This is a genomic window from Sphingomonas sp. GM_Shp_2 (genome assembly GCF_026540875.1).
Classification (GTDB): Bacteria; Pseudomonadota; Alphaproteobacteria; order Sphingomonadales; family Sphingomonadaceae; genus Sphingomonas; species Sphingomonas carotinifaciens.
Window position 1 is genome coordinate 1 of record NZ_JALNUQ010000064.1, and the last position, 21007, is coordinate 21007.

At 68.0% G+C, this 21007-nt stretch carries 22 protein-coding genes, 1 pseudogene and 1 riboswitch; of the genes and pseudogenes, 9 read left to right on the forward strand and 14 right to left on the reverse strand.

Annotated features, from left to right (window positions below; translation table 11 throughout):
* The coding region (locus tag OXR08_RS16945; protein WP_267351668.1) for an FAD-dependent oxidoreductase at window positions 1-473 on the forward strand (473 nt) is incomplete at its 5' end.
* Here OXR08_RS16945 and OXR08_RS16950 read toward each other — a convergent pair.
* On the reverse strand, window positions 470-916 hold the full coding sequence (locus tag OXR08_RS16950; RefSeq protein WP_112383035.1) for a hypothetical protein: 447 nt from the start codon (window positions 914-916) through the stop codon (window positions 470-472). The two genes, OXR08_RS16945 and OXR08_RS16950, sit on opposite strands and share 4 nt — an antisense overlap.
* Window positions 917-1047: 131 nt before the next feature.
* Between OXR08_RS16950 and OXR08_RS16955 the strand changes: the two genes are divergently transcribed.
* The 6 genes from OXR08_RS16955 to OXR08_RS16980 all read left to right on the forward strand — a co-directional run bounded on the left by OXR08_RS16955 (window position 1048) and on the right by OXR08_RS16980 (window position 4969).
* Window positions 1048-1722 carry an HAD family hydrolase gene (locus tag OXR08_RS16955; RefSeq protein WP_112383036.1) on the forward strand — a complete coding sequence of 225 codons (675 nt, stop codon included), beginning with the start codon at window positions 1048-1050 and terminating at the stop codon, window positions 1720-1722.
* A gap of 88 nt (window positions 1723-1810) precedes the next feature.
* A complete protein-coding gene (locus OXR08_RS16960) occupies window positions 1811-2092 on the forward strand; it encodes a CsbD family protein (protein ID WP_112383037.1) in 282 nt (93 codons plus the stop codon).
* Between the two features lie 133 nt (window positions 2093-2225).
* Entirely contained in the window at window positions 2226-2636 is a 411-nt protein-coding gene (locus OXR08_RS16965) for a thioesterase family protein (protein WP_112383038.1), read from the forward strand.
* A gap of 18 nt (window positions 2637-2654) precedes the next feature.
* Entirely contained in the window at window positions 2655-3659 is a 1005-nt protein-coding gene (locus OXR08_RS16970; RefSeq protein ID WP_267351672.1) for an HWE histidine kinase domain-containing protein, read from the forward strand.
* 9 nt (window positions 3660-3668) lie between these two features.
* Complete coding sequence (locus OXR08_RS16975; protein ID WP_149682532.1) at window positions 3669-4025, forward strand: response regulator; 357 nt, start codon at window positions 3669-3671, stop codon at window positions 4023-4025.
* A gap of 101 nt (window positions 4026-4126) precedes the next feature.
* A complete protein-coding gene (locus tag OXR08_RS16980; RefSeq protein ID WP_267351674.1) occupies window positions 4127-4969 on the forward strand; it encodes a DUF4336 domain-containing protein in 843 nt (280 codons plus the stop codon).
* 44 nt (window positions 4970-5013) lie between these two features.
* Here the strand turns inward: OXR08_RS16980 and OXR08_RS16985 are convergent, their stop codons facing one another.
* The 10 genes from OXR08_RS16985 to OXR08_RS17030 form a co-directional block, all read right to left on the reverse strand.
* Window positions 5014-5154 carry an entericidin A/B family lipoprotein gene (locus OXR08_RS16985; protein WP_112383042.1) on the reverse strand — a complete coding sequence of 47 codons (141 nt, stop codon included), beginning with the start codon at window positions 5152-5154 and terminating at the stop codon, window positions 5014-5016.
* 60 nt (window positions 5155-5214) lie between these two features.
* Window positions 5215-6096 (reverse strand): hypothetical protein, encoded by an 882-nt coding sequence (locus tag OXR08_RS16990; protein ID WP_112383043.1) that lies wholly within the window; start codon window positions 6094-6096, stop codon window positions 5215-5217.
* Between the two features lie 50 nt (window positions 6097-6146).
* On the reverse strand, window positions 6147-7649 hold the full coding sequence (locus OXR08_RS16995; RefSeq protein WP_267351676.1) for a PAS domain S-box protein: 1503 nt from the start codon (window positions 7647-7649) through the stop codon (window positions 6147-6149).
* Window positions 7650-7669: 20 nt separating this feature from the next.
* On the reverse strand, window positions 7670-7990 hold the full coding sequence (locus tag OXR08_RS17000; RefSeq protein ID WP_240313529.1) for a hypothetical protein: 321 nt from the start codon (window positions 7988-7990) through the stop codon (window positions 7670-7672).
* Window positions 7991-8087: 97 nt separating this feature from the next.
* A complete protein-coding gene (locus OXR08_RS17005; protein ID WP_150131792.1) occupies window positions 8088-8285 on the reverse strand; it encodes a hypothetical protein in 198 nt (65 codons plus the stop codon).
* A gap of 45 nt (window positions 8286-8330) precedes the next feature.
* Window positions 8331-8600 carry a hypothetical protein gene (locus OXR08_RS17010; protein ID WP_112383046.1) on the reverse strand — a complete coding sequence of 90 codons (270 nt, stop codon included), beginning with the start codon at window positions 8598-8600 and terminating at the stop codon, window positions 8331-8333.
* A 67-nt stretch (window positions 8601-8667) separates the two neighbouring features.
* Window positions 8668-9030, reverse strand: coding sequence for a response regulator (locus OXR08_RS17015; RefSeq protein WP_112383047.1), 363 nt, complete (start codon window positions 9028-9030; stop codon window positions 8668-8670).
* Window positions 9027-12935, reverse strand: coding sequence for a CheR family methyltransferase (locus OXR08_RS17020; protein WP_267351678.1), 3909 nt, complete (start codon window positions 12933-12935; stop codon window positions 9027-9029). Before OXR08_RS17020 ends, OXR08_RS17015 begins: the two co-directional genes overlap by 4 nt.
* A gap of 4 nt (window positions 12936-12939) precedes the next feature.
* On the reverse strand, window positions 12940-13929 hold the full coding sequence (locus tag OXR08_RS17025; protein ID WP_205411637.1) for a chemotaxis protein CheB: 990 nt from the start codon (window positions 13927-13929) through the stop codon (window positions 12940-12942).
* A 176-nt stretch (window positions 13930-14105) separates the two neighbouring features.
* A complete protein-coding gene (locus tag OXR08_RS17030; protein ID WP_267351681.1) occupies window positions 14106-16349 on the reverse strand; it encodes a TonB-dependent siderophore receptor in 2244 nt (747 codons plus the stop codon).
* Window positions 16350-16519: 170 nt separating this feature from the next.
* Between OXR08_RS17030 and OXR08_RS17035 the strand changes: the two genes are divergently transcribed.
* Complete coding sequence (locus tag OXR08_RS17035; protein ID WP_150131793.1) at window positions 16520-17305, forward strand: hypothetical protein; 786 nt, start codon at window positions 16520-16522, stop codon at window positions 17303-17305.
* Between the two features lie 4 nt (window positions 17306-17309).
* Here OXR08_RS17035 and OXR08_RS17040 read toward each other — a convergent pair whose 3' ends face one another.
* Window positions 17310-18098, reverse strand: coding sequence for a DUF1206 domain-containing protein (locus OXR08_RS17040; protein WP_112383052.1), 789 nt, complete (start codon window positions 18096-18098; stop codon window positions 17310-17312).
* A gap of 130 nt (window positions 18099-18228) precedes the next feature.
* Here OXR08_RS17040 and OXR08_RS17045 point away from each other — a divergent pair, with 130 nt between their 5' ends.
* Window positions 18229-18972, forward strand: a complete 744-nt coding sequence (locus OXR08_RS17045) for a dienelactone hydrolase family protein (protein ID WP_267351684.1) — start codon at window positions 18229-18231, stop codon at window positions 18970-18972.
* A gap of 7 nt (window positions 18973-18979) precedes the next feature.
* Here OXR08_RS17045 and OXR08_RS17050 read toward each other — a convergent pair whose 3' ends face one another.
* Both OXR08_RS17050 and OXR08_RS17055 read right to left on the reverse strand, forming a co-directional pair.
* Window positions 18980-20374: an L-serine ammonia-lyase gene (locus OXR08_RS17050; protein WP_112383168.1), complete on the reverse strand. Its 1395-nt coding sequence runs from the start codon at window positions 20372-20374 to the stop codon at window positions 18980-18982.
* A 113-nt stretch (window positions 20375-20487) separates the two neighbouring features.
* Window positions 20488-20576: riboswitch (glycine riboswitch) on the reverse strand.
* Between the two features lie 29 nt (window positions 20577-20605).
* Window positions 20606-21007, reverse strand: a pseudogene (locus tag OXR08_RS17055) (hypothetical protein); the annotation flags it as partial.

The window sequence follows — 21007 nt, forward strand, 5'->3', positions numbered from 1 at the left end:
AGGCGGCGAACGTGGTGTGGGGCGCCGGGATACGCGCCGCGGAAGGCGCCGCCTGGATCGGCGGCACGGACGACCGCGGCGGCAGGATCGCGGTCGATGGCAATCTGGCGGTGACGGGGCAGCGCGACATCTACGCGCTGGGCGACGTGGCGCTGTTCCGGCAGGACGGCGCGCCGCTGCCCGCGCTGGCACAGGTGGCGCAGCAGCAGGGCCATCATCTCGGCCGTGCCCTGCGCAAGGCAGGCCCGCCGCCCCCCTATCGCTACCGCACGCGCGGCGACACCGCGGTGATCGGGCGCCATGCCGCGGTCTATGTCTATGGCCGCTTCACCCTGACCGGCCGCGCCGCATGGCTGCTATGGTCGATCGTGCACGTTTATCTGCTGATCGGATTCGAGCGGCGGGCCTCGGTGATGGCGCAGTGGATCTGGCGCTACTTCACCTTCGAGCGCGGCGCGCGCCTGATCGACTAGCGCGATGCCAGGCGGGCGCGGGTGATGCGCGGATCCTCGTACAGGTCGCGGATGCCGCGCCGGCGATAGACGTTCCACCAGCGTTGCCAGCGATGCTCGGCCGCGTCATGGAGCATGTGGCAACGCTGGCACAGCGCCTTCAGATTGGCCGGCGCATTGTTGCCGGGATCATGGTCGAGATGCGCGCAGGCCAGCACGACATAGGTCATGCGCACCGCGGCCAGCGTGAAGCCGCCCTTGATCGCCACCCGCTTGCCCCGGTCCGAGCGCCAGCACGCCGCGCCCGCGTCCCACCAGCGCCCGTCGCCCAGATGCGCCACCCGCCGCCGATGCGGCCGCGCACAGCGTTCGCACCGCGCACCCGCACGCGTGAAGCGCACCGAATGGGAAAGCTGTTGCCAGTCGATCGGGTAGAGCCATCGGTTTTCAGGACGGATCGGCATGCGGATTCTATGAGTCACTTGCTTCACGGGGGAAAGCGAAATCTTCGGCCGTGCGGCCGTTTCTTTGGTGAACAGGCGCGGCCCCGGGTCGTTCTGCTCCTTTCACCCCGTGCACGTCAGGACCTGCGACCATGCCGATCAAGGCCATTCTTTTCGACATCGACGGGACGCTGATCGATTCAAACGACCTGCACGTGCTGGCCTGGGAGGAGGCGTTCGCCGGCATCGGCGCGGGCTTCGACCGGCAGGCGATCCACGACCAGATCGGCAAGGGCACCGACATGCTGGTGCCAAGCCTGTTGCCCGACCTGGACGAAGACGGCGTGACGCGCCTGGGCGAGGCGCATGGCAGGATCTTCAAGGAGAAATATCTGGACCGGGCGAAGCCGTTCGCACGGGCCCATGACCTGCTGGCCCATGCCCATGGCCTCGGCCAGTCGGTGGTGCTCGCCTCCTCGGCATCGCGAAACGAACTGGACCATTATCTGGACCTGCTCGGCGTGCGCGACCTGGTCGCGGAGACGACCAGCGGCGACGACGTCGCCCGGACCAAGCCGGCGCCGGATATCTTCGCCGCGGCGCTGGACAAGCTGCCCGGCACGCCGGCGGATGCGGTGATCGTCGTCGGCGACACCCCCTATGACATCGAGGCCGCGGGCCGATGCGGCATCGCGGCGGTCGCGGTCCGCTCGGGCGGGTTTGCCGACGATGCACTGACCCGGGCGGGGGCGGTAGCGATCTACGACGATGTCGCGGCGCTGCTGGCGGATTACGCAGGCTCGCCGCTGGGCAATATCGGCGGGTAAGGCGAATTTACCGCATCGCGGCGAGACTTCCCCGCATTTCAATCGTTACGCATCCCGTTCCATTACCCTAGCATACGGAGGCACCATCATGAACACGACCACCCTGAAGGGCGAAGCGCAGGATCTGGGCGGCAACGTCAAGGAAGGCATCGGCAAGGCGATCGGCGACAAGCAGATCGAGAATGAAGGTGTGGCCGACCAGATCATCGGCAACGCCAAGCAGGTTGCCGGTGCCGCCAAGGACGCGATCGCCAACCCCGGCCCGGTGATCGACAAGGCGACGGGTTTCGCCAAGGCGCGCCCCTATGCCACCGCCGCACTGGTCGGCGTGATCGGCCTTGCCATTGCGAACACGCTTCGCGGCAAGTGAGTGACGGGCCCGGGCCGCCTGATGCGGCCCGGGCATAATCCCCCGGTATAACGGCTTGCGGCCAAGCTGATCCTGTGCGGCCCAAAGCCGATAACGCTATCTGTTCGCAGCCGCGCATGCTAATCCTGTACCCATGAGCAATGCGGCGCCATTTCGCTATTCCGTGCCGGTCCAGCCGTCGGACATCGACTTCATGGGGCACGTCAACAACGCCAGCTACCTGAACTGGGTACAGAATGCGGTGATCGACCATTGGCGATCGCTGGCCCCGGCGGATGCGGTCGCCCGGCACCTGTGGGTGGCACTCAAGCACGAGATCACCTATCGCCGCCCCACCTATCTGGGGGACGATGTGATCGCCACCGTCCTTCTGGAAAAGGTGGAAGGGGCGCGCGCCTTCTACAACACCATCATCCGGCGCGGCGAGGATGTGCTGGCCGAAGTCCGGTCCAGCTGGTGCTGCATCGATGCCAAGACCTTTCGCCCCGCCCGACTGGCGCGCGACGTCGTGGAGCGCTTCTTTCCGACAACCGCAGCAGACTGACCGCGCGAGCATACCGGCATGAACATGGAAGACCTGTACCGCGTGCTGCGCACCGGGCATGTGCAGTTGCAGGGTATCGTCGATACCGTTGCCGATCCGATGCTGGTGCTGGACGGCAATCTGTGTGTCCAGAACGCCAGCCGCGCCTTTCTGAACACGTTCGGGGTGGAGCGGGACGATACGATCGGGCGACGCCTTTACACGCTCGGCAACGGCCAGTGGGATATTCCCGAACTCCGCCGCCTGCTGGAAGACGTGATCCCCAAGGCGAGCGCGGTGGTGAATTACCGGGTCAAGCATGATTTCCCGCGGCTCGGGCGGCGCACCATGCTGCTGACCGCGCGGACATTGTACCATCCGGACGGGCTCAGCCATTCGCTGCTGCTGTCGATCGTCGATGCGACCGACCGCATCCGTAACGACGTGGCAAAGGACATGCTGTTCGGCGAGTTGCGCCACCGCATCAAGAACCTGCTGGGGGTGGCGCAGTCGATTGCGCGGCAGACGCCGACGGCGGGGCGGACGGCGGAGGAATATCGCGACGCCTTTCTCGGCCGGTTCGGCGCGCTGGCCGAGGCACAGGACCTGGCCTTTGCCGAACAGGGATCGAGCGGGGTGGCAGAACTCCTCGATCGCATCATGGAGCCGTACCGCGACAATCCGGAGGCGGTGGTGATTGTGCCGGGCGCCCCGGTCGAACTGGGCCCCCACATCATCGGATCGCTGGCGCTGGTGCTGCACGAACTGGCGACTAACGCCGCCAAGCACGGCGCGCTGTCGGTGCCGGACGGGCGGTTGCGCATCGGCTGGCAGGTGGAGGATGCGGGAACCGCGCTGCGGCTGGACTGGGCGGAAAGCGACGGGCCCGCCGTCACGCCGCCGACCACGACGGGGTACGGCACCCGCCTGATCGAGGCGACGACCAGCTACGGACTGCGCGGCACGGTGGAACAGGATTATGCGATCGGCGGTTTCCGCGCGCAGATCGTCATTCCGCTTGGGAGTGCCCCTCTGTCGCGTTGAAGGCCGTCCATGCGCAAATCGGTTCTGGTTGTTGAAGACGAATATCTGATCGCGCTGGACCTTCAGTTGATGCTGGAAAGCCATGGCTGGCAGGTGCTGGGTCCGGTGCCGAGCGTTCAGGACGCGCTGCAACTGCTGGACGAGGAACGTCCCACCGTCGCGCTGCTCGACGTCAATCTGGGCGGCGAACTGGTGACACCGGTGGCCGAGGCCCTGGCGGCGCGGGGCGTGCCGTTCGCCCTGGCCAGCGCGCATCATCGTCCGCAGGATTTCGGCGGTGCGATCCTGGCCGACGTGCCCAATGCCGGCAAGCCGACGAACGAGCGGCGCGTGCTGGCGGTGCTGCGCGAGCTGGTCGGGCTCTGATCGTCGCTTCGGGGGCGCCATACGACCGAATGGTATCCGTAGTTGTGGAACCAAGCGGGGGCGTGCCGCGATCCCGTTGGCCACAGGCCGGAGCGAATGCGATGCGGATCAACTCTACCGGAAAAGTCGCCGGGATGGCGCTGGCGGGCGGGGCGGCGCTGTTGCTCGCCAGCGCCCTTCGCGGGGGTGGCCGCGATCCCGGCCCCGAGGATGATGCGGACGAAGCCGCGACCTATCCGGCGCTCGACACGCCCAAGCCGGTCGCCGAGAATGTCTGGATCGTCGACAGCGGGCCGATGCGCCCGGGCGGCATCCCGATGCCGGTGCGCATGACGGTGGTACGGCTGGATAATGGCGACCTGCTGCTGCATTCCCCGACACAGGTGACCGATGCGTTGATCGCGGCGTTGCAGCCGCTCGGGCCCGTCCGGCATCTGGTGGCGCCCAACATCGCGCACTGGACCTATGTGGCCGGGTGGCAGGCACGCTTTCCGGATGCGGTGACCTGGGGGGCGCCGGGCCTGCGCGATCGGCGTCAGGTGCGTGCCGCCGGTCTTCGGATCGACCATGATCTGGCCGAAGAGGCGCCGGATGCCTGGCGGAGTGAGATCGAACAGGGGGTGATCCGCGGTGCGGGCTTTGCCGAGGTCTATCTGTTCCACCGCGCCTCGCGCACGCTGATGCTGACCGATCTGGTGCAGCATTTGCGGTCACGGCGTCTGCCGACCGCCACCCGCGTGTTTTCGCGACTGGCCGGAACAGAGGCGGGAGGGACGCCGCGCTATCTGCGGCTGGCGCTCTACCTGCGTTATGGCGAGGTCGCCGCGACGCTGCGCGCGATGCTGGCGCTGACGCCGGAGCGGGTGATCTTCGCGCATGGCGCATGGTTCGACCGGGACGGTGCCGCGCGATTGCGGCAGGCGCTCCGCTGGATGACCGGATAAGCGGAGCGGGACGGCCGATCAGAAGACCGCCCCGCCCGGCATGGTCACTTCTTGGACTGGCCCGAGGCGTCGGACACCGCCTCCCCGGCCGAACGCATGTCGCGGCCGGCGCCGTTCACCGTATTGCACGCCGACAGCGCGATCATGCCGATAAGGGCTGCGGCAAGGCCGATGGTCTTGGTCATGGATGATCTCCTGTTGGATGGAGGGGGCGGCGGGCCGATACGCTGGCCCGCCGCAGACACTCAGCGCAGCCGGCGGCGGGTGGCCGCGGTTGCACCGAAACCGGCGGCCGCCGCACCGATCAGCAGCGCGACGACGAGGACGAACGAGGTGCCGGCCGCGGCGCCGGCGGCCTGGTCGGTGGCCGACTTGGCGGTCGATACCGCCTCGTTCTTGGTCTGCACGAACTGCCGCTTGGCGCGGGCGACCTGAGCCTGCGCCTCTGGGCGGCTGATCTGGCGCTGGGCGGCGACGATCTCGACGATGCGGGCCTCTGCCTGCTGGCCCTCGGCACCGCCGGCCGCGAGCGCGGGGAGTTCCTTGGCGATCTCCTTTTGCGCCTGTTCGGGCGTCATGCTGGCCGGATCGTTCGGCGTGTCGGACAGATAGGCGGCGGCCTGCTCGCGGACATCGCCCTTGTCGACGCCGGCGATCGACGCCGCCTTGGGTACGGCGGTGCTGACGGTGCTGCCCGCGGCACCCGCGACCGCGCCGACGGTGCGGAATGCGCCGCCGATAATGCCGCCGACCGCCGAGGTGAGCAGGTACAAGGTCACGATCAGCGTGACGCCCCAGACGACGAGGCCGTGGACGAGCGCGTCGAACCGTTCGTGCACGCCGGCCACGCGCGCGGCGGCATAGCCGCCGGCGCCGAGCGCCAGCACGGTGGTGATCAGCCAGTAGATGCCCGCGCCGATGCCGAACCCTGCCGCACCCGGCGTCGTGCCCTCGACCGGATCGACCATCGTCAGACCGATGCCCGCGCCCAGGATGCCGAGGACGACCTGCACCGCGATCGCGATGACGACACCGGCGAAGATCGCGCCCCAGGAAAGCCGGGTCGCCGTCTTGCCCATCAGCCGTTCGTCCGCGGCCGCAAAGCCGGCAGTTGTATTCGTAGCCATAGTTACTCCTGTTGAACCTTGTCTTGCCTGCGGTCGGCGCCGCGAGGATGTCATGATGGCAGTGTCGCCACGCCGGTGCCGTCGAAGCCGCGCGCGCGTGCCCAGGCGACCGCGGCGATCCGGCGGTTCACGCCGATCTTGGCGTAGATGCGCGCGACGTGGTTGCGCACGGTGTTGGCGGCGACGTCGAGGGTGCGGGCGATCCGCTTGTCGTCATAGCCGCGGCAGATCAGCGCCAGCACGTCGTGCTCGCGCGCGGTCAGGTCGCCCAGCCCCGGCCCCTCGACGCCGGGCTGCGGCGCGCGCAACCGGGCCAGCTTGTCCATGATCGAGCGGCTGAACCAGCTCGTATCCTTCATCACCGCCTCGATCGCCTCGACCAGTTCCAGTTCGGTGGCCTTGCGCTGGGTGATGTCCTGGAACGCCCAGAGGACGCAGGCATCGTCGCCGAGCCGGATCGCCTCGGTCGAGACGATGCAGTCGATGGTCGCGCCGTCCTTGGCATGGATGCGGGCCTCGTGGGCGCGCAGGTCGTGACCGGCATCGATCGCCGCCTCGATCTCGCGACGGATGGACCCTGTCTCCCACAGCTCGACGTCGCCGAGCGGGCGGCCGATGATCTCGGCCGCGGCATATCCGGTCATCCGGGTGAAGCTAGCATTGACCTCGCACAGCAGGTGGCCGTCGCGCGCGCCGATCGCCATGGCCACCGGCGCCATCTGGAAGGTGCGGGTGAAGCGCTCCTCGCTGTGGCGCAGCGCCCCTTCCGCGACCCGTCGCGGCTCGAGGTCCGCAAAGGTGAAGAGCATGCACGGCTGGTCGCCCAGGTCGATGGGCTGGCCGGCGACGATGACCAGCCTGGTCCCGCCGCCGGGCAGTTCCAGCTCGGCCTCCATCTGCGGAATCGTCCGTCCCTCGGCCAGCCGCTGCTTGGCCAGATCGCGCCGCTCCGCCGCGCGCAGCACGTCGATGTCATAGACCGTGCGGCACAGCACCTGATCGCGCGGATGCCCGGTCAGATCCAGGAACCCCTGGTTCACCTTCACGAACCGCAGATCGTTCAACCGGCAGATGACCGCGGGGGCGGGATTGGCGTTGAACGATTGTTCGAAGCGATCCTCCGCCTCGAACCGCGCCGAGACATCCTGGATGATCAGCACCAGACAGGCGGGTGCATCCTCGTCGGCGTCGTTGAGCACCAAGCTGCGAACCTGATGCACCCAGCGCGGTTCCGGCTCCCCTGCGACCGTCACCTCGACCACCACCTCGGAGAAGTCGTCGCCCGCAACCACGCGCTCCAGCGGATAGTCGTCCGGCGGAACGCGGTGATTGTTGCGGTAACGCAGGTGGAAGCGGGCGCGGTATTCGGCAACCGTCGCACCCAGATCGGCAAGGTCGCCGACGCCGTGCATCCGAAGCGCCGCCGCATTCGCCCAGAGCAGGCTCTGGTCGGGATCGATCAGTATCACGCCCTCGTCGAGCCCGCCGATGATCTGGCGCAGGTGGCGCAGGTCGGCGGTCTCGCGAAGCGTTTTGGGCGGGGGTGGCGACATGGGAGGAGGGGGCGAGAGGATCAGGGCAACACGCCGCAGCCGGCCGCCGCCTTGCCGACCGCGACGACGATGGCGGGATCCTTCAACTCGCCCGCGACGCGCAACAGATCGCCGACGGTCAGGACGCCGGGGTTCGGATCATCCTTGCCATAGGCGGCCGCGGCACGGCCGAGTTGCTGAAGCTGGCCGAGCGAAAGGTCGCGCTGCAACCGGGTGCCGACACAATCGGCCCGCTGCGCGTCGAGACCATAGCGTTGCAGACCGGTAGAGATACGGGTCGCCGGCGCCGCGCAGGCGGACAGGAGCGCGGCACCGGACACCATCATTGCTAGAGCCTTCACGCCCGATCCTCCACGTCCGGCACCACGAGGAACGGGGCCGGTTCGGGCGCATCAACCTACTGCAAAGGTTTGTGTTCCTGGTATCTTTGCGGGATTTCTAGTCGGGAACTACTATTTCGATGCGTTCGGCACGATCGACATAAAGCCGACGCAGCTTCTCATGAATTGCCTTTGCGGCAAACTCTTTTGATGTTTCAGACAGTTGCTGATGATCCTTCGCGCGCTTCAGCAAATATGCGCGTTCATCCTCGTCGGAGCGGACAGGGGGCTCGCTGGTGTCGTTTTTCTGGCGCATGCCGTTGATATAGCCTGCGAGATCGGGCGGCCATATCGTACCGATCTACGTACAGGATGGTAGATTCGCATCAGGGCCGGACTGACGCCCGGTCGCGTTCAGGGCCGCGTCCAGGGCCTCGGCGATGGCGGCGCGATGGGCGTGGTGTTGCACCAGCGTCGCGTTCAACGTCACCAGTTGCGCCTCCGCCGCCGCGGTCGGCAGCTGCTTCAGACGCAGGCTGGTGACGAGCTGTTCCTGCTGCACGATATGCCGCTCGCCCTGCGCAATGTGGCGGTCCGCCATGTCGAGATCGGCACGGGTATAATGCGTCATCCCGTCATGCTAACTTCGATCAGCGCGGTCGTCCACGCCGCTGAAAAGGGGCGTTTGGTGAGCGTCCCTACCGGTTGCGCAGCGTGGCGACGATCTTGGCGATCGGAACGGGCTTCTGGAAGTGGCGTGCGGACTGGAACCGTTCGGGAATGGCCGCCACGTCATAGCCGGTGGCGAAGACGAAGGGCACATGCCGCAGCACCAGCGCATCGGCCAGATCGAAGACGGGCTCTCCGCGCAAGCTGACATCGAGCACCGCGCCGTCCAGATGCGCGGCAGCATGAAGCAGTGCCAAACCGGCCGCGACCGTTGCGGCCGGACCGACGATGCTGGCGCCCGCCTCCGCCAGATTGGTGCACAGCTCCTCGGCGAGCATATACTCGTCCTCCACCACCAGGATCGTGCGGTTGCGCAAGGGGAGGTCGGTCATGCCGTGGTCCTGGAGATGGGGGCAATGATGACACAGCGCACCCCGTCCGGCCCGAAGGCGTAGCTGGTTTCCGCGTCAAGCTGATAGGGCAGGGCGCGTTCGATCAGTTCGCGCCCCTGTCCGCTGCCCTGTGGCGGCGCGTCGGCGGGAGGCATGGCGACGCCATGTTCCTGCCAGGTGATCTCCAGCCGCTTCGGCCGGTCGCCCTCGTCCAGCAGGCGCCAGCTGATCGCCAGCCGCCCGCCGCTTTCCTTCAGCGCACCATATTTGGTGGCGTTGGTGGCCAGTTCGTGCAGCGCCATCGCCAGCGTCTGCACCATGCCCGAGCGCATGCGGATGCCGCTCGGCCCGGTCAGCGTCACGCGGTCGGGCTCGATCTCCATCGCGCCGTGCGCGGCGAGCTCGGTGCGCAACAGCTCGTCAAAGGTGACGCGGTCATGCTCGTCCAGCCGCGAGAGCAGTCCTTGGACACGGGCAAGCGCATCGAGCCGGACACGGAACTGGCCGCGAAAGGTCTGCAGATCGGGGGCATGGCGCAGCGTCTTGTCGGTCATCGAGCGCACCACCGCGATCAGGTTGCGGGTGCGGTGCTGCAATTCGGTGACGAGGACCGCCTGACGCTTCTGCAACTCGCGCGCCTCGGTCGTCTCGATCATCGCGCCGATCATGCGCAGCGGCTCGCCGTCTTCGGCGTAAAGGAAGCGGCCACGCGCGGACAGCCAGTGGACCGAGCCGTCCGGGTGGAGCGAGCGGAACTCGTGCACATATTCCTGCTGCGTATCGCGGGCATGCGCGATGGCGTCTTCGGTCGCCTCGCGATCCTCCGGGTGAATGCGGCCGAGCAGTGCGTCGCGGCTGGGCGTCACCTCGCCGATGCGGTAGCCGAGCATGCGGAAATATTCCTCGGACCAGATGATATCGTCGCTGACGATGTTCCAGTCCCAGGTGCCGACGCGGGCGACCTGGATCGCGCTGCGCAGCCGTTCCTCGCCCGCGCGGCGATCGACCTCGACACCATGTTCGTCGGTCACGTCGCTGGCGGTGCCGATCCATTCGGCGATCTCGCCCTCGCCATCCAGGATCGGCACCGCGCGCGAATGGGCCCAGCCCATCGTATCGTCGGCGCGGCGGATGCGATGTTCCAGCTCGAACATCGCCTTGGTCTGGATGGCATCGTCGATGGCCACACGCATCCATGGCTGGTCGTCGGGGGGGATGTAGCTGTCCATCCAGTCGTGGGACGCACTGTTGGTGTCGGCCAGGAAGCCGCGCCCGTCCATCTGGCGCATCGCGCTCCAGTCCGCGTTCATGCGGAACACCGCGTCCGAACTGGCGGTGACAAAGGCGCGGTAGCGTTCCTCGCTGGCGCGGCTGGCGGTTTCGGCCTGACGCACCGCAGTGATGTCGTTAAAGGTCACCACCGCCCCGCTGATGAAATTGTCGGTGCTGCGATAGGGCAGCACGCGCGCGGCGAAGTGCCGGCTGGTGCCGGGTTCGATCACCTCCCGCTCGACCGGTTGCAGCGTCTTCAGCACATGGCGCACATCGTCGGGCAGTTCCGGATAATGGACGCGCGAGACGACGTGGTCGAGTGGCCTGCCGACATCGGTGTCGAGCAGGTGGAAGATCTCGGTCGCGATCGGGGTGAACGAGCGTACGCGCAGGCCGTTGTCCAGGAAGACCGTGGCGATCTGCGTCGATTCCAGCAGGTTCTTCAGATCGGAGTTGGTCTGTCCCAGCTCGCCCACCCGGTGGCCGAGTTCGTGGTTCAGCGTCTGCAACTCCTCGTTGATCGACTGCTGTTCCTCCTTCGACGTTTCCAGTTCCTCGTTGGCGGACTGGAGTTCCTCGTTGATCGACTGATATTCCTCGTTGGAGGATTTCAGTTCCTCGTTGGTCGATTCCAACTCCTCGATCGTCGCCTGAAGGCGGTCGCGAGTGACGCGCAGTTCCGCGTCCAGCCGCTGGACATGCTCGTCGGTCGCCAGCCGGTCGCCGTCGCCGTCCTCGGGCAGGGCGACCGGGCCAACATCCTGGAACAGCACCATAAGCGCCTGCGCGTCCGGCCCGCCGACCGGCTCCACGATCAGGTTGACGGCATGGGCGCGGTCTTCCTGGTGGATGGTTAGGCGGGGCAGTTCGATGCGGCGGCTTTCGCTGCTGGCGCGGGAGAGGGCGGAGCGCAGGTCGAGGCGCAGGTCGCGGTGGATGAGGCTGAGCAGGTTGAGCGTCGCGGCACCCGTGCTGGGTTCCAGATAGCGGCCGGTGCGCCCGGAGAAGTGCAGCACGTCGAACTGCTGGTCGACCACGACATAGGCAGGCGCATAGCGCTCGGCCAGCGCTTCGGCCTTGCGGCTGACCGCGCTGGCCAGTTGCCCGGCCGGCGAGCGGGCGGCGGCCGGTGCAAACTGCATGTCGGGGGTGCGCACCCGCGCGCTCAGCGGAAAATCGGGAATGGTGCGCAGACCCGTCTCCAGCCGGCGATACACCCGGTTGCGGCGATCAACCGGGGTAAACAGCTTCTGGTGGCGCGAGACGCTTTCGGATGAACCCAGGAACAGCACGCCGCCGGGTTGCAGCGAGAAGTGGAAGATCGGGATCACCCGCCCCTGCAACTCGGCGTTCAGGTAAATCAGCAGGTTGCGGCACGACAGGATGTCGATGCGCGAAAAGGGCGCATCCTTGACGATGTTGTGCGGCGAGAAGATGCACATCTCGCGCAGTTCCTTGGCGACGCAATAGGTGTCGCCCTCGCGCACGAACCAGCGCTCCAGCCGGTCAGGCCGGATATGGCCGGCGATCGCCGCGGTATAGCGGCCGGCGCGTGCCAGGTTCAGCGCCCTGGCATCGAGATCGGTGGCGAAGATCTGCACCTCGGGCGGTCGGGCCAGCGTCGCCATGTGCTCGCGCAGCAGGATGGCGATTGAATACGCCTCCTCGCCGGTGGCGCAGCCGAGCACCCAGACCCGCAGCTGCCCGCCGGGCGCCTTGTTCTGGAACAGGCGCGGTATCTCGCCCTCCAGCACCGCAAACTCGGCGGGGTCGCGGAAGAACTGGGTGACGCCGATCAACAGGTCCTGGAACAGTCCCTGCACCTCGTCATGATCCTCGCGCAGCCGTGCGACATAGGCGTCGATGCTGTCCACCTGCGTCACCAGCATGCGGCGATGGACCCGGCGCTGAAAGGTGCCGCGCTTATAGTCGTGGAAGTCGTTGCCGGTGACGTTGCGCAGGATGGTGGTGATCTGCGTCACCTGCGCCTCGGCGTTGTCCGGCGCCTGCTCGCTTTCCTCGGCGCCCGGCGCCGCGAGGTTGGCGATGTAGCGTTCGATCTGCCCGGCCATTTCCGCTGCGGGTACGCGGATGTCGGTGACGCCGTAGGGGCCGCCCCCGTCGACGGTTGGCGCATCCCCGTCGTCCATCCATTCGGCAATCGACAGGCCGCCGCATTTCTTGGTGGCGGTGACGCCGGCGCTGCCGTCGGTGCCCAGGCCCGACAGGATGACGGCGATGCCGCGTTCATGGACCTGTTCGGCCAGCGAGATCAGCATGGTGTCGATGGTGCCGCGATGCCCCACCGGTTCGGAGGCGACGCGGACCGCCAGATGCCCGTCGGCGATCGTCACCATGTCGTCGTGCCCGCCGACATAGACATGGCCGGGGGCGATTCGCTCGCCATCGCAGGCCAGCGCGACGGGCAAGGGGGCGGCTGCGCGCAGCGCCTCCACCACGACGGCGACATCCGACCCGTCCTGCTGGCGCACCGCGACCAGATAGGCGGCTTCGCCCGCCGCGCTGCCCGCGATGCCGCCGAACAGCGCCTTGAGCGACGCGAGCGAGGCGGTGCCGACGCCGATGCCGACGATGGCGGACGGCGTGCCGCCGTCCTGCATGTCACGGGCCATGGGGTCAGACATCCTGTGCGTGCGGCGCGCCGCCCAGCCGGAGCGAGGCGACTGCGGCGTCGCGCAGCGTGGCGGCGTAGCGGCGATATTCCTCGCCCCGCGCCTCATAGAGTTCGGCGACCGCGATGCGGCCGCTTGCCCGCGCATCCAGTGCCATGCGCTCCACCAGCGTCACCCGTTCCTCCATCACCCGCATCGCCACCCGGATCGCTTCATCCACCTCGTCGCCGTGCGCCGCCAGCGTTTCCACGGTATAGCCATGCCCGATCTGGCAGCGGTAGCGCAGGGGCACGGCCCCGCGGACCTCCGACAGCACGCCGTGGCAATCGGGGCAGGACAGGGCGCTGGGATTGGCGATGCCCAGCAACCTGGTGCTGCCCAGCCGCGATCCCGCGGCGATGCCGACCTCCAGCTGCAGATTCTCGTCCGGCTGCACCGGGGGGCCCGCCGCGTCGTTCACCAGTTCGACCAGCAGGTCGCCGAGCCCGGCCGCGGCCACGACATGATCCACCTCGGTCGTCTGCAGGGCCGCCAGCGGCATCTGGTCGGCATGGGCATCGACGGGGTTCTGGACGACGGCCAGCCCCCCGCCCGCCTTTACCGCATGCAGCCCGGCCGCGCCGTCGTTCAGCATGCCGGTCAGGATCACGCCGATGACGCGCGGACCGAAGGACAGCGCGGCGGACCGGAACAGCGGGTCGATCGCCGGGCGCACCATGTTCTCGCGCGGGCCGAAGCCCAGGCGGATGATGCCGTCGATCAGCAGCAGATGCCGGTCGGGTGCCGCCAGATAGACATGGCCGCGCTCGACCGGCTGACCATCGACCGCCTGCATCACGGGCAGCGCGCTGCGGCTCGACAGGATCTCGGCCAGGAAGCCGGGGCTGTGGGCAGGGATGTGCGTGGTGACGAAGAGGCTGGCCGGCAGGTCGGCGGGCAGGCGCTGCATCAACGTCTTGAGGACGGCGCCGCTTCCTGCCGAGCCCCCGATCACGACAATGTCGCGTGGGCCGGTGAATTCATGGGGGTACCTTCCTGCATCAGCATGCGCATACCCCCGAACCCGCCGGTTCCGAAGCCAGAAGCGTCTGCCCGATCAGATTTTTTGCTTGCGCCGCAATCGCATAGGATAGGCAGGCGATCGCGGCGCAGGGGGGCGCCCCCCTTACATCAGAAATTTACCCGGATGCTGCCGATCACCCGGCGGGGCTCGCCATAGAAACCGCCCGGCCCGCCAAAGGCGAAGCGGACATTGCGATAATAGCTCTGGTCGAACAGGTTGGTGACGTTGACGCTCAGGATCGCACGCTCGGTCAGCTTGTAGCGGGCGAGCGCATCGACGGTGGCATAGGCGCCCTGTTCGACCTCGCCGGCGACCAGGATCGGCGCACCGGCGGCGGTGAACCGGCCGGAGGGCACGTTGCCGCGGTCGAAGATGCGCGACTGCGCGGTCACGCCGCCGCCGATCGTCAGCCGGTCGCCGGGCAGGCGGTACGTTGTATAGACGCGCCCCAGATGCAGCGGGAAGAACGGGTTGATGCGCAGGCCGGCGCGATCCTCCGACCGGGCATAGGTATAGCTGCCGTTGATCGTCCAGCCGGGCAGGGGCTCGCCCGCAACCTCGGCCTCGCCGCCCCAGGTCTTCACGCCCGACACCGACAGCGACGGGGTCAGGTTGCCGGGCAGGGAGTTGGGCACGGCATTGGGATCGGTGATCGTCAGATTGTCCTGCCGGATATGGAAGCCGGCGGCCGAGACGGTGAAGCCTTCGCCGAACGGCGTCGCCTTCACACCCGCCTCGTAATTGGCGCCGGTGGTGGGGGGCAGGATGTCGTTGTTCGCGTTGCGCGCCGACACCGGCGTGAAGACGCTGGCATAGCTGGCATAAAGCGAGATCGCGGGTGTCAGGTCGGCGACGATGCCGCCATAGGGCGCCCATTTCCTCTCATGTTGCACGTTGCTGACGCCGTCGGGCTGCAACACGCCGGCCAGATTGTAATTGTCGCGGTCGGCCTTGTAGTCGGTGTAGCGCACGCCGGCGATCACCTTCAGCCAGTCCGCCGGGTTCAGGCGGACGACGCCGTAGCCGCCGGTCTGGCGCAGATCCTGCGTGAAATCGGGCACGGTCGAGCGGATGATGTCGGGCCGGGGGAAAGTCGGGTTCCACGGGCCGATGTCGGGGGTGCCTGTCTCCGCGGTCGGATAGCCTGGCGGCGTTGCGCCGTAGCGCGAGCGGTTGACCAGGAAGTCGCGCTCGAAATGGTTCATGCCGGCGACCACCTCATGCTCGCGGCCGAACAGCGTCACCTTGCCCGCGACATAGGCGTCGACTGCGTCCTCGTTCTGGTCGACCTCGCCATAAAAGGAGAAGGGCGCGCCCAGACCGGTGCCGTCGCGATTGGGAAAGCCGTTGGGGATATTGAACAGCGTGCTGTCGTTATCGCCGCGCCGGCCATTATAGCTGACGCGCAGCAGCCAGTTGCTGCCGATATCCTGTTCCACCGCGCCAAACACGGTTGTCGTCTCGCGCAGCCACTGGGTCCAGCGCGTGGTGCCGGTAAAGGAGCGCGGAAAATCCGTCTTCGTGCCGTCGGTGTAGAGCAGCGGGACCGAGCCCCAGCCCGCCCCGCGCGAATCGGTGCGCAGATAGTCGGCACCGACGCGCAGACGGGTGTGCGGCGTCACGTCCCATTCCAGCGTGCCGTACAGCACCGGGACACGATCATGCTGCAGGTCGATATAGGATTCGCGATCGGTATAGGCCGCGACGACGCGGGCGCGGACCGATCCGTCCTGCGTCACCGGGCCGCCGACATCGGCCTCCAGCCGATAGGTCGAGAAGCTGCCGCCCTGCATCGAGAAATAGCCGCGAAATTCGCCCGGCGCGCGCTTGCGGATCAGGTTCACCGTCGCGGAAGGGTCGCCGACGCCGGTCACCAGCCCGGCCGCGCCGCGGATCACCTCCACCCGGTCATAGATGGCGATGTCGCCGACCGCGCTGTTCTCGTATCCGCTCACCTGATAGATGGTCGGTACGCCATCGAGCTGGAAGTTGCGCACCGCAAAGCCGCGGACGTTGAAATTGGTGCGGTTGCTGTCGGTGGACGAGATCGTCACGCCCGGCGTCTGGGCCAGCACCTCGGTGACCGAGGTCAGGTTGAAATCCTCGATACGCTGGCGATCGACCACGGTCACCGATTGCGGCGTTTCCTTCAGGGTCAGCGGGAGCCGCGTCGACGTCGTCGGCCGCGTATCCTTTTCGCCAGTGACGACGATGGCCTGATCCTGCGGGTCCTCATCCGGCATCGACACCGCCGCTGCGGGGGCATCGTCCACCGCGACATTGCCCGTTGCGGGTGCGGCGCTCAGGACAAGCGCGATCGTCCACAGGCTGGAACCAGCCACCATCTTCATTCCCCCGATCCTTGATATCGGCTCGCAATAGCGATCTGACGGCGCGGGGCAAGCGTTTTGCGTTGCAATCGCAAATAGATGGCTGGTCGCTAAGTTGATGTTCTTGCTATGTTCCTTTTGGCCAAGCGCTATGATACGCCGTGCCGACACGCTGGAAAGGAGGCCGCGGCATGGAGAAGAACGGGACCCGGATGACCGGCTGGCCCGAAGGCCTGTCGGACGAGGAAGCGGTGCAGCGCCTGCGCACGCTTTGCCTGGGCGGATGCGACGGCATCCAGGATCTGGCCGACGACAGCCGGTACAAGGCGCTGCGCCGCGCGCTCCTGCAGCGCGGCGACCTGCGGCCGCTGGCGCCGGCCAGCGTCGCCGCCGAGCCCAATCTGCCCGCCTTTGTCCGCCACGTCCGCGAAACCGCGGACCGGCAGCAACGCCGCGACATGGTGCGCAGTGCGTTCGCGCCGTTGATGGAGGCGGTGTGCGGGCAGGCGCCGGTCAGCGCATCGGGGTGGACGGGTCGTGCCTCGACCCGCGAACAGGCGCTGCTGGTCCGCACGCTGGCGCCGGCGGCGCTGCTGGCGGTGGATCGCCTGATCGCGGAGGAAACCCGCCTGCGCGACAATGGTGGGCCGGTGGAGAATGACCGGGAGGATGCGCTGGCCCATCTGCGCGCGCTGCACGCGGCGCTGGGCGCATTGATCGCGCTGGCGGAAGCGGATCAGCCGCTGGCCGCGGCGCTTACCCGCGTGCAGGCGATCCGGGACTCGGCCAGGGTGACGCTGACCAAGGCGGCCGCCGCGATGCCGATCACCACCACCGCGCTGGTCGCGTTCGCCAGCGTGGTGGGCATCGCCGATGTGCTGGTCGGCAACGTCGTCGTGTCGCTGGCGGCGGGTGGCCTGGCGGGCAACACCGTCAAGGACGTGATGCTGAAACGCGATGCCAAGGCATCCGCGTGACGGGTCAGCGCAGGCGGGTGGCGCGGCGCACCACATGGTCGACGGGTACGTCGTGCAACCGGCGGAAGCGCGCCTCGATCAGGCTGAACAGGCCGAAGCCGGCCAGTCCGACGCCGACGATCAGGTCGAACGGGCTGGTCAGCCATGACAGGGCGCGGGCCATGCCCCCGGCCTGTGCCGCCTGCTCGTCCAGCCCGGCGCGCATCAGCAGATAGCCGCTGATGAGGAAGACGAGACCGCGCGCGGCATAGCCGGCCCGGCCGCTCCACTGCGCCCAGCGCTGGCGCGCGATCTCCGGCTCCAGATAGCGCAGGAAGCTGCCCTTGGCGGCCTTTACCAGTTGGATCGCGCCCAGCCCGAACAGGATCGCGGCACCCAGCAGCACCAGCGCCCAGCCACCGGGCAGGTCGAGGGCGGCCTGCGCTCCCGCCTGCGTGCCGTCGCCCGAGGCCGCCGCGCCGCGCATCAGCCTGATCGCCTGCCAGGACAGGAACAGGTGGACCAGGCCGCTGATGCCGGCGCCGACGCGTTCCATCGCGCCTTTCCGGTCGCTGCCGTGGCGCTCGATATCGAATGCCGCATCCGCCAGCCGCCATATGCCATAGGCGATCAGGCCCGCCGCCATGACGCTGAGCAGCCACTGGCCGCCGCCCTCGCCCAGATATTCGAGCGCGCCGCTGGGGTCCTCGGCCCGGCCGGTGCGCAGGATCAGCATGGCGATGACGATGTAGAGCAGCCCGCGCGTGGCGAAGCCGATCCGGGTCAGAAACGTCAGGCGGGCACTGGCGGTCATCTATGTCACTCCGATGTCCGCGAGAAACTGCGACCGCGGCACTTACGTTCCGTCGCTGCAACGATCCTTGCCTCGGGGGCGCCGCGCTGCCACTGCCATGCCTGCCCTCAAGGCCAAGCAGGAACGAACGATGATCCTTCGCAGCGACGAAACCCTGGATGTCGAGGTGCCGGGCGCCGGCACGATGCGCACCCACCTGTTCCGCCCCGCGAGCGACGGGCAATATCCCGGCGTCCTGCTGTTTTCGGAAATCTATCAGGTGACCGCGCCGATCCGCCGGCTGGCGGCGATGCTGGCCGGGCAGGGCTATGTGGTGGCGGTGCCGGAGGTCTATCACGAATATGAACCCGCCGGCACCGTGCTCGCCTATGACCCGGCCGGCACCGACCGCGGCAACGCGCTGAAATTCACCAAGCCGGTCGCCGCCTATGACGCCGATGCCCAAGCCGCGCTGACCGCGCTGGCCGCACATCCCGCCTGTAGCGGCAGGCTTGCGACCTTTGGCGTGTGTCTGGGCGGCCATCTCGCCTACCGCGCCGCGCTGGATCCGCGCGTCTCGGCCGCCGCCTGCTTCTACGCCACTGATATCCATTCCGGCACATTGGGGCATGGCCGCTGCGACGACAGCCTGGCGCGCATGGCGGCGTTGCAGGGGGAGGCGATGTTCGTCTGGGGGCGGCAGGACCCGCACGTTCCCTATGCAGGGCGCGAGGCGATCCGAACGGCGCTGGAGGCGGCCGGTACGCGGTACGAATGGCATGAGGTGAACGGGCAGCACGCTTTCTTGCGCGACGAAGGGCCGCGCTACGACCCCGCGCTGTTCCTCCAGGCGATGGACTGGACGCTGGCTCTGTTCCGGCGCAACCTGTTCTGAACGGCGCTCAGCATTCCACCACGTTCACCGCCAGCCCGCCCAGGCTGGTTTCCTTGTACTGCGAGCGCATGTCCTCGCCGGTCTGGCGCATCGTCTCGATCACGGCGTCCAGCGAGACGATGTGGCTGCCATCGCCACGCAGCGCCAGATAGGCGGCGTTGATCGCCTTCACCGCGCCCATCGTGTTGCGCTCGATACACGGGATCTGGACCAGGCCGCCGATCGGATCGCAGGTCAGACCCAGATTATGCTCCATGCCGATCTCCGCGGCATTCTCGATCTGGCGGTTGCTGCCGCCCAGCACCGCGGCCAGCGCGCCCGCCGCCATCGAACAGGCGACGCCGACCTCGCCCTGGCACCCCATTTCGGCCGCGGAGATCGAGGCGCGCTTCTTGTACAACATGCCGATCGCGGCCGCCGTGAGCAGAAAGCTACGCGCGCCCTGCGGCGTCGCGCCTGGGATCAGCGTTTCATAGAAGCGCAACACCGCGGGCAGCACGCCGGCGGCGCCATTGGTCGGCGCGGTCACCACCCGGCCGCCCGCCGCATTCTCCTCGTTGACCGCCAGCGCCCACAGGCTCACCCATTCGAACACCTCCGCCGGATTGCTGCCCGGCCGCTCGCCCGTCAGGCTCTCCGCCAGCCTGTGCGCCCGCCGCCTGACCTTCAGCCCGCCCGGTAACACGCCCTCCTGCGCGATCCCGCGATCGATACACGCACGCATCGCCGCACGGACCGCATCCAGAAACGCATCCGTCTCGGGAGGCGACCGCCACGCCTCCTCGTTGGCGCGGACGATATCGGCGATGCCGAGCCCGGTGGCGTCACCGATCGCCAGCAGGTCCAGTCCGGAGGCGAAGGGGTGGCGCACCGCGACGTTGGTGGCGGCGACCGGCGCACCCTTGCGCAGGATGGCGCCGCCCCCGATCGAGAAATAGGTTTCGGCATGAACGCGGCCATCGGCACAGGTGGCGGTGAAGGTCATGCCGTTTGGGTGTTCGGGCAGGAAGGCGCGCGGGTGAAAGACGATGGCGTCGGCCGGAAAGGCGATGGCGTGCGTACCGCCCAGCATCACCTGCCCGCCCTCCGCTATGTCGCGCAGGATCGCGGGTGCGGCATCGGGATCGAGCCGTTCCGGCTCCCATCCGGCCAGCCCCAGGATGGTCGCGGTGTCGGTGGCGTGGCCGCGCCCGGTAAGCGCCAGCGACCCGTACAGGTCGCAGGTGACGCGCACCGGCGCGCTTTCAAGACCCAGCGCCCGCTGTGCGAAATCGAACGCCGCGCGCATCGGCCCCACCGTGTGCGAGCTGGAGGGCCCAATGCCGATGGTGAACAATTCGGCGACGCTGATCGGTCGGTGGACGTCGCGGTCGAGCGGGGTGGTGACGGGGTCGGTGTGCATGCGGTCCTTTTCGCCGACAGGTGCCGGCCATTGCATGCCCCTTCTGTCCCTTGTGCCTGAGATCGCTATCCCGTCGGCGGACGCGGGGAAAACCGCATCACTCTCCAGATGTTATGCGCCGCGTGGTCCTTCTGCCTGAGAGTTTCCGGGGCGGTTGCTCCTTCGGCGCCGGGATCGCCCCGATCTCTCCCACATCGACCCCGCCGTGGTATCCGCCCGACCATCGGTCGGTCAATCCACCGCGGCGATCCGCTGGAAGCGCATCCGGTCGACGATCACCGCCGCGGTCGGAAAGCGCAGGCTGATGCGGTGCGCACCCCCCGGCATGGGTGTGGGGAGCGCCAGTTCGATGCGGTTCGCAAGCACCGCCTGCGCCCAGGCGGGGTCGCCGGTGTTGCGGGGCGCGGTCAGCATGACGGGCGCGGCCCCGTCCAGCGCGACCGACAGCGCCAGGGGCGCACCATCCGCATCGGGATAGGTCGGCAGCAGATCGGCCGTCATCCGCCAGCGGCCGGGCGGCAGGGTGATGCGGTAATCGAGGGTGACGCCGGCCTCTGCCGTGACGGCGGCGCCGTTCTGGCCCAGCCCGTCGATCCGGCGCCAGCCGGTCGCCGGGCCGGCGGCATCCTCCGC

Coding starts and splice junctions, on each gene's coding strand:
- OXR08_RS16950 (WP_112383035.1), bottom strand. CDS start 916: ATGCCGATCCGTCCTGAAAACCGATGGCTCTACCCGATCGACTGGCAA.
- OXR08_RS16955 (WP_112383036.1), top strand. CDS start 1,048: ATGCCGATCAAGGCCATTCTTTTCGACATCGACGGGACGCTGATCGAT.
- OXR08_RS16960 (WP_112383037.1), top strand. CDS start 1,811: ATGAACACGACCACCCTGAAGGGCGAAGCGCAGGATCTGGGCGGCAAC.
- OXR08_RS16965 (WP_112383038.1), top strand. CDS start 2,226: ATGAGCAATGCGGCGCCATTTCGCTATTCCGTGCCGGTCCAGCCGTCG.
- OXR08_RS16970 (WP_267351672.1), top strand. CDS start 2,655: ATGAACATGGAAGACCTGTACCGCGTGCTGCGCACCGGGCATGTGCAG.
- OXR08_RS16975 (WP_149682532.1), top strand. CDS start 3,669: ATGCGCAAATCGGTTCTGGTTGTTGAAGACGAATATCTGATCGCGCTG.
- OXR08_RS16980 (WP_267351674.1), top strand. CDS start 4,127: ATGCGGATCAACTCTACCGGAAAAGTCGCCGGGATGGCGCTGGCGGGC.
- OXR08_RS16985 (WP_112383042.1), bottom strand. CDS start 5,154: ATGACCAAGACCATCGGCCTTGCCGCAGCCCTTATCGGCATGATCGCG.
- OXR08_RS16990 (WP_112383043.1), bottom strand. CDS start 6,096: ATGGCTACGAATACAACTGCCGGCTTTGCGGCCGCGGACGAACGGCTG.
- OXR08_RS16995 (WP_267351676.1), bottom strand. CDS start 7,649: ATGTCGCCACCCCCGCCCAAAACGCTTCGCGAGACCGCCGACCTGCGC.
- OXR08_RS17005 (WP_150131792.1), bottom strand. CDS start 8,285: ATGCGCCAGAAAAACGACACCAGCGAGCCCCCTGTCCGCTCCGACGAG.
- OXR08_RS17010 (WP_112383046.1), bottom strand. CDS start 8,600: ATGACGCATTATACCCGTGCCGATCTCGACATGGCGGACCGCCACATT.
- OXR08_RS17015 (WP_112383047.1), bottom strand. CDS start 9,030: ATGACCGACCTCCCCTTGCGCAACCGCACGATCCTGGTGGTGGAGGAC.
- OXR08_RS17020 (WP_267351678.1), bottom strand. CDS start 12,935: ATGGCCCGTGACATGCAGGACGGCGGCACGCCGTCCGCCATCGTCGGC.
- OXR08_RS17030 (WP_267351681.1), bottom strand. CDS start 16,349: ATGAAGATGGTGGCTGGTTCCAGCCTGTGGACGATCGCGCTTGTCCTG.
- OXR08_RS17035 (WP_150131793.1), top strand. CDS start 16,520: ATGGAGAAGAACGGGACCCGGATGACCGGCTGGCCCGAAGGCCTGTCG.
- OXR08_RS17040 (WP_112383052.1), bottom strand. CDS start 18,098: ATGACCGCCAGTGCCCGCCTGACGTTTCTGACCCGGATCGGCTTCGCC.
- OXR08_RS17045 (WP_267351684.1), top strand. CDS start 18,229: ATGATCCTTCGCAGCGACGAAACCCTGGATGTCGAGGTGCCGGGCGCC.
- OXR08_RS17050 (WP_112383168.1), bottom strand. CDS start 20,374: ATGCACACCGACCCCGTCACCACCCCGCTCGACCGCGACGTCCACCGA.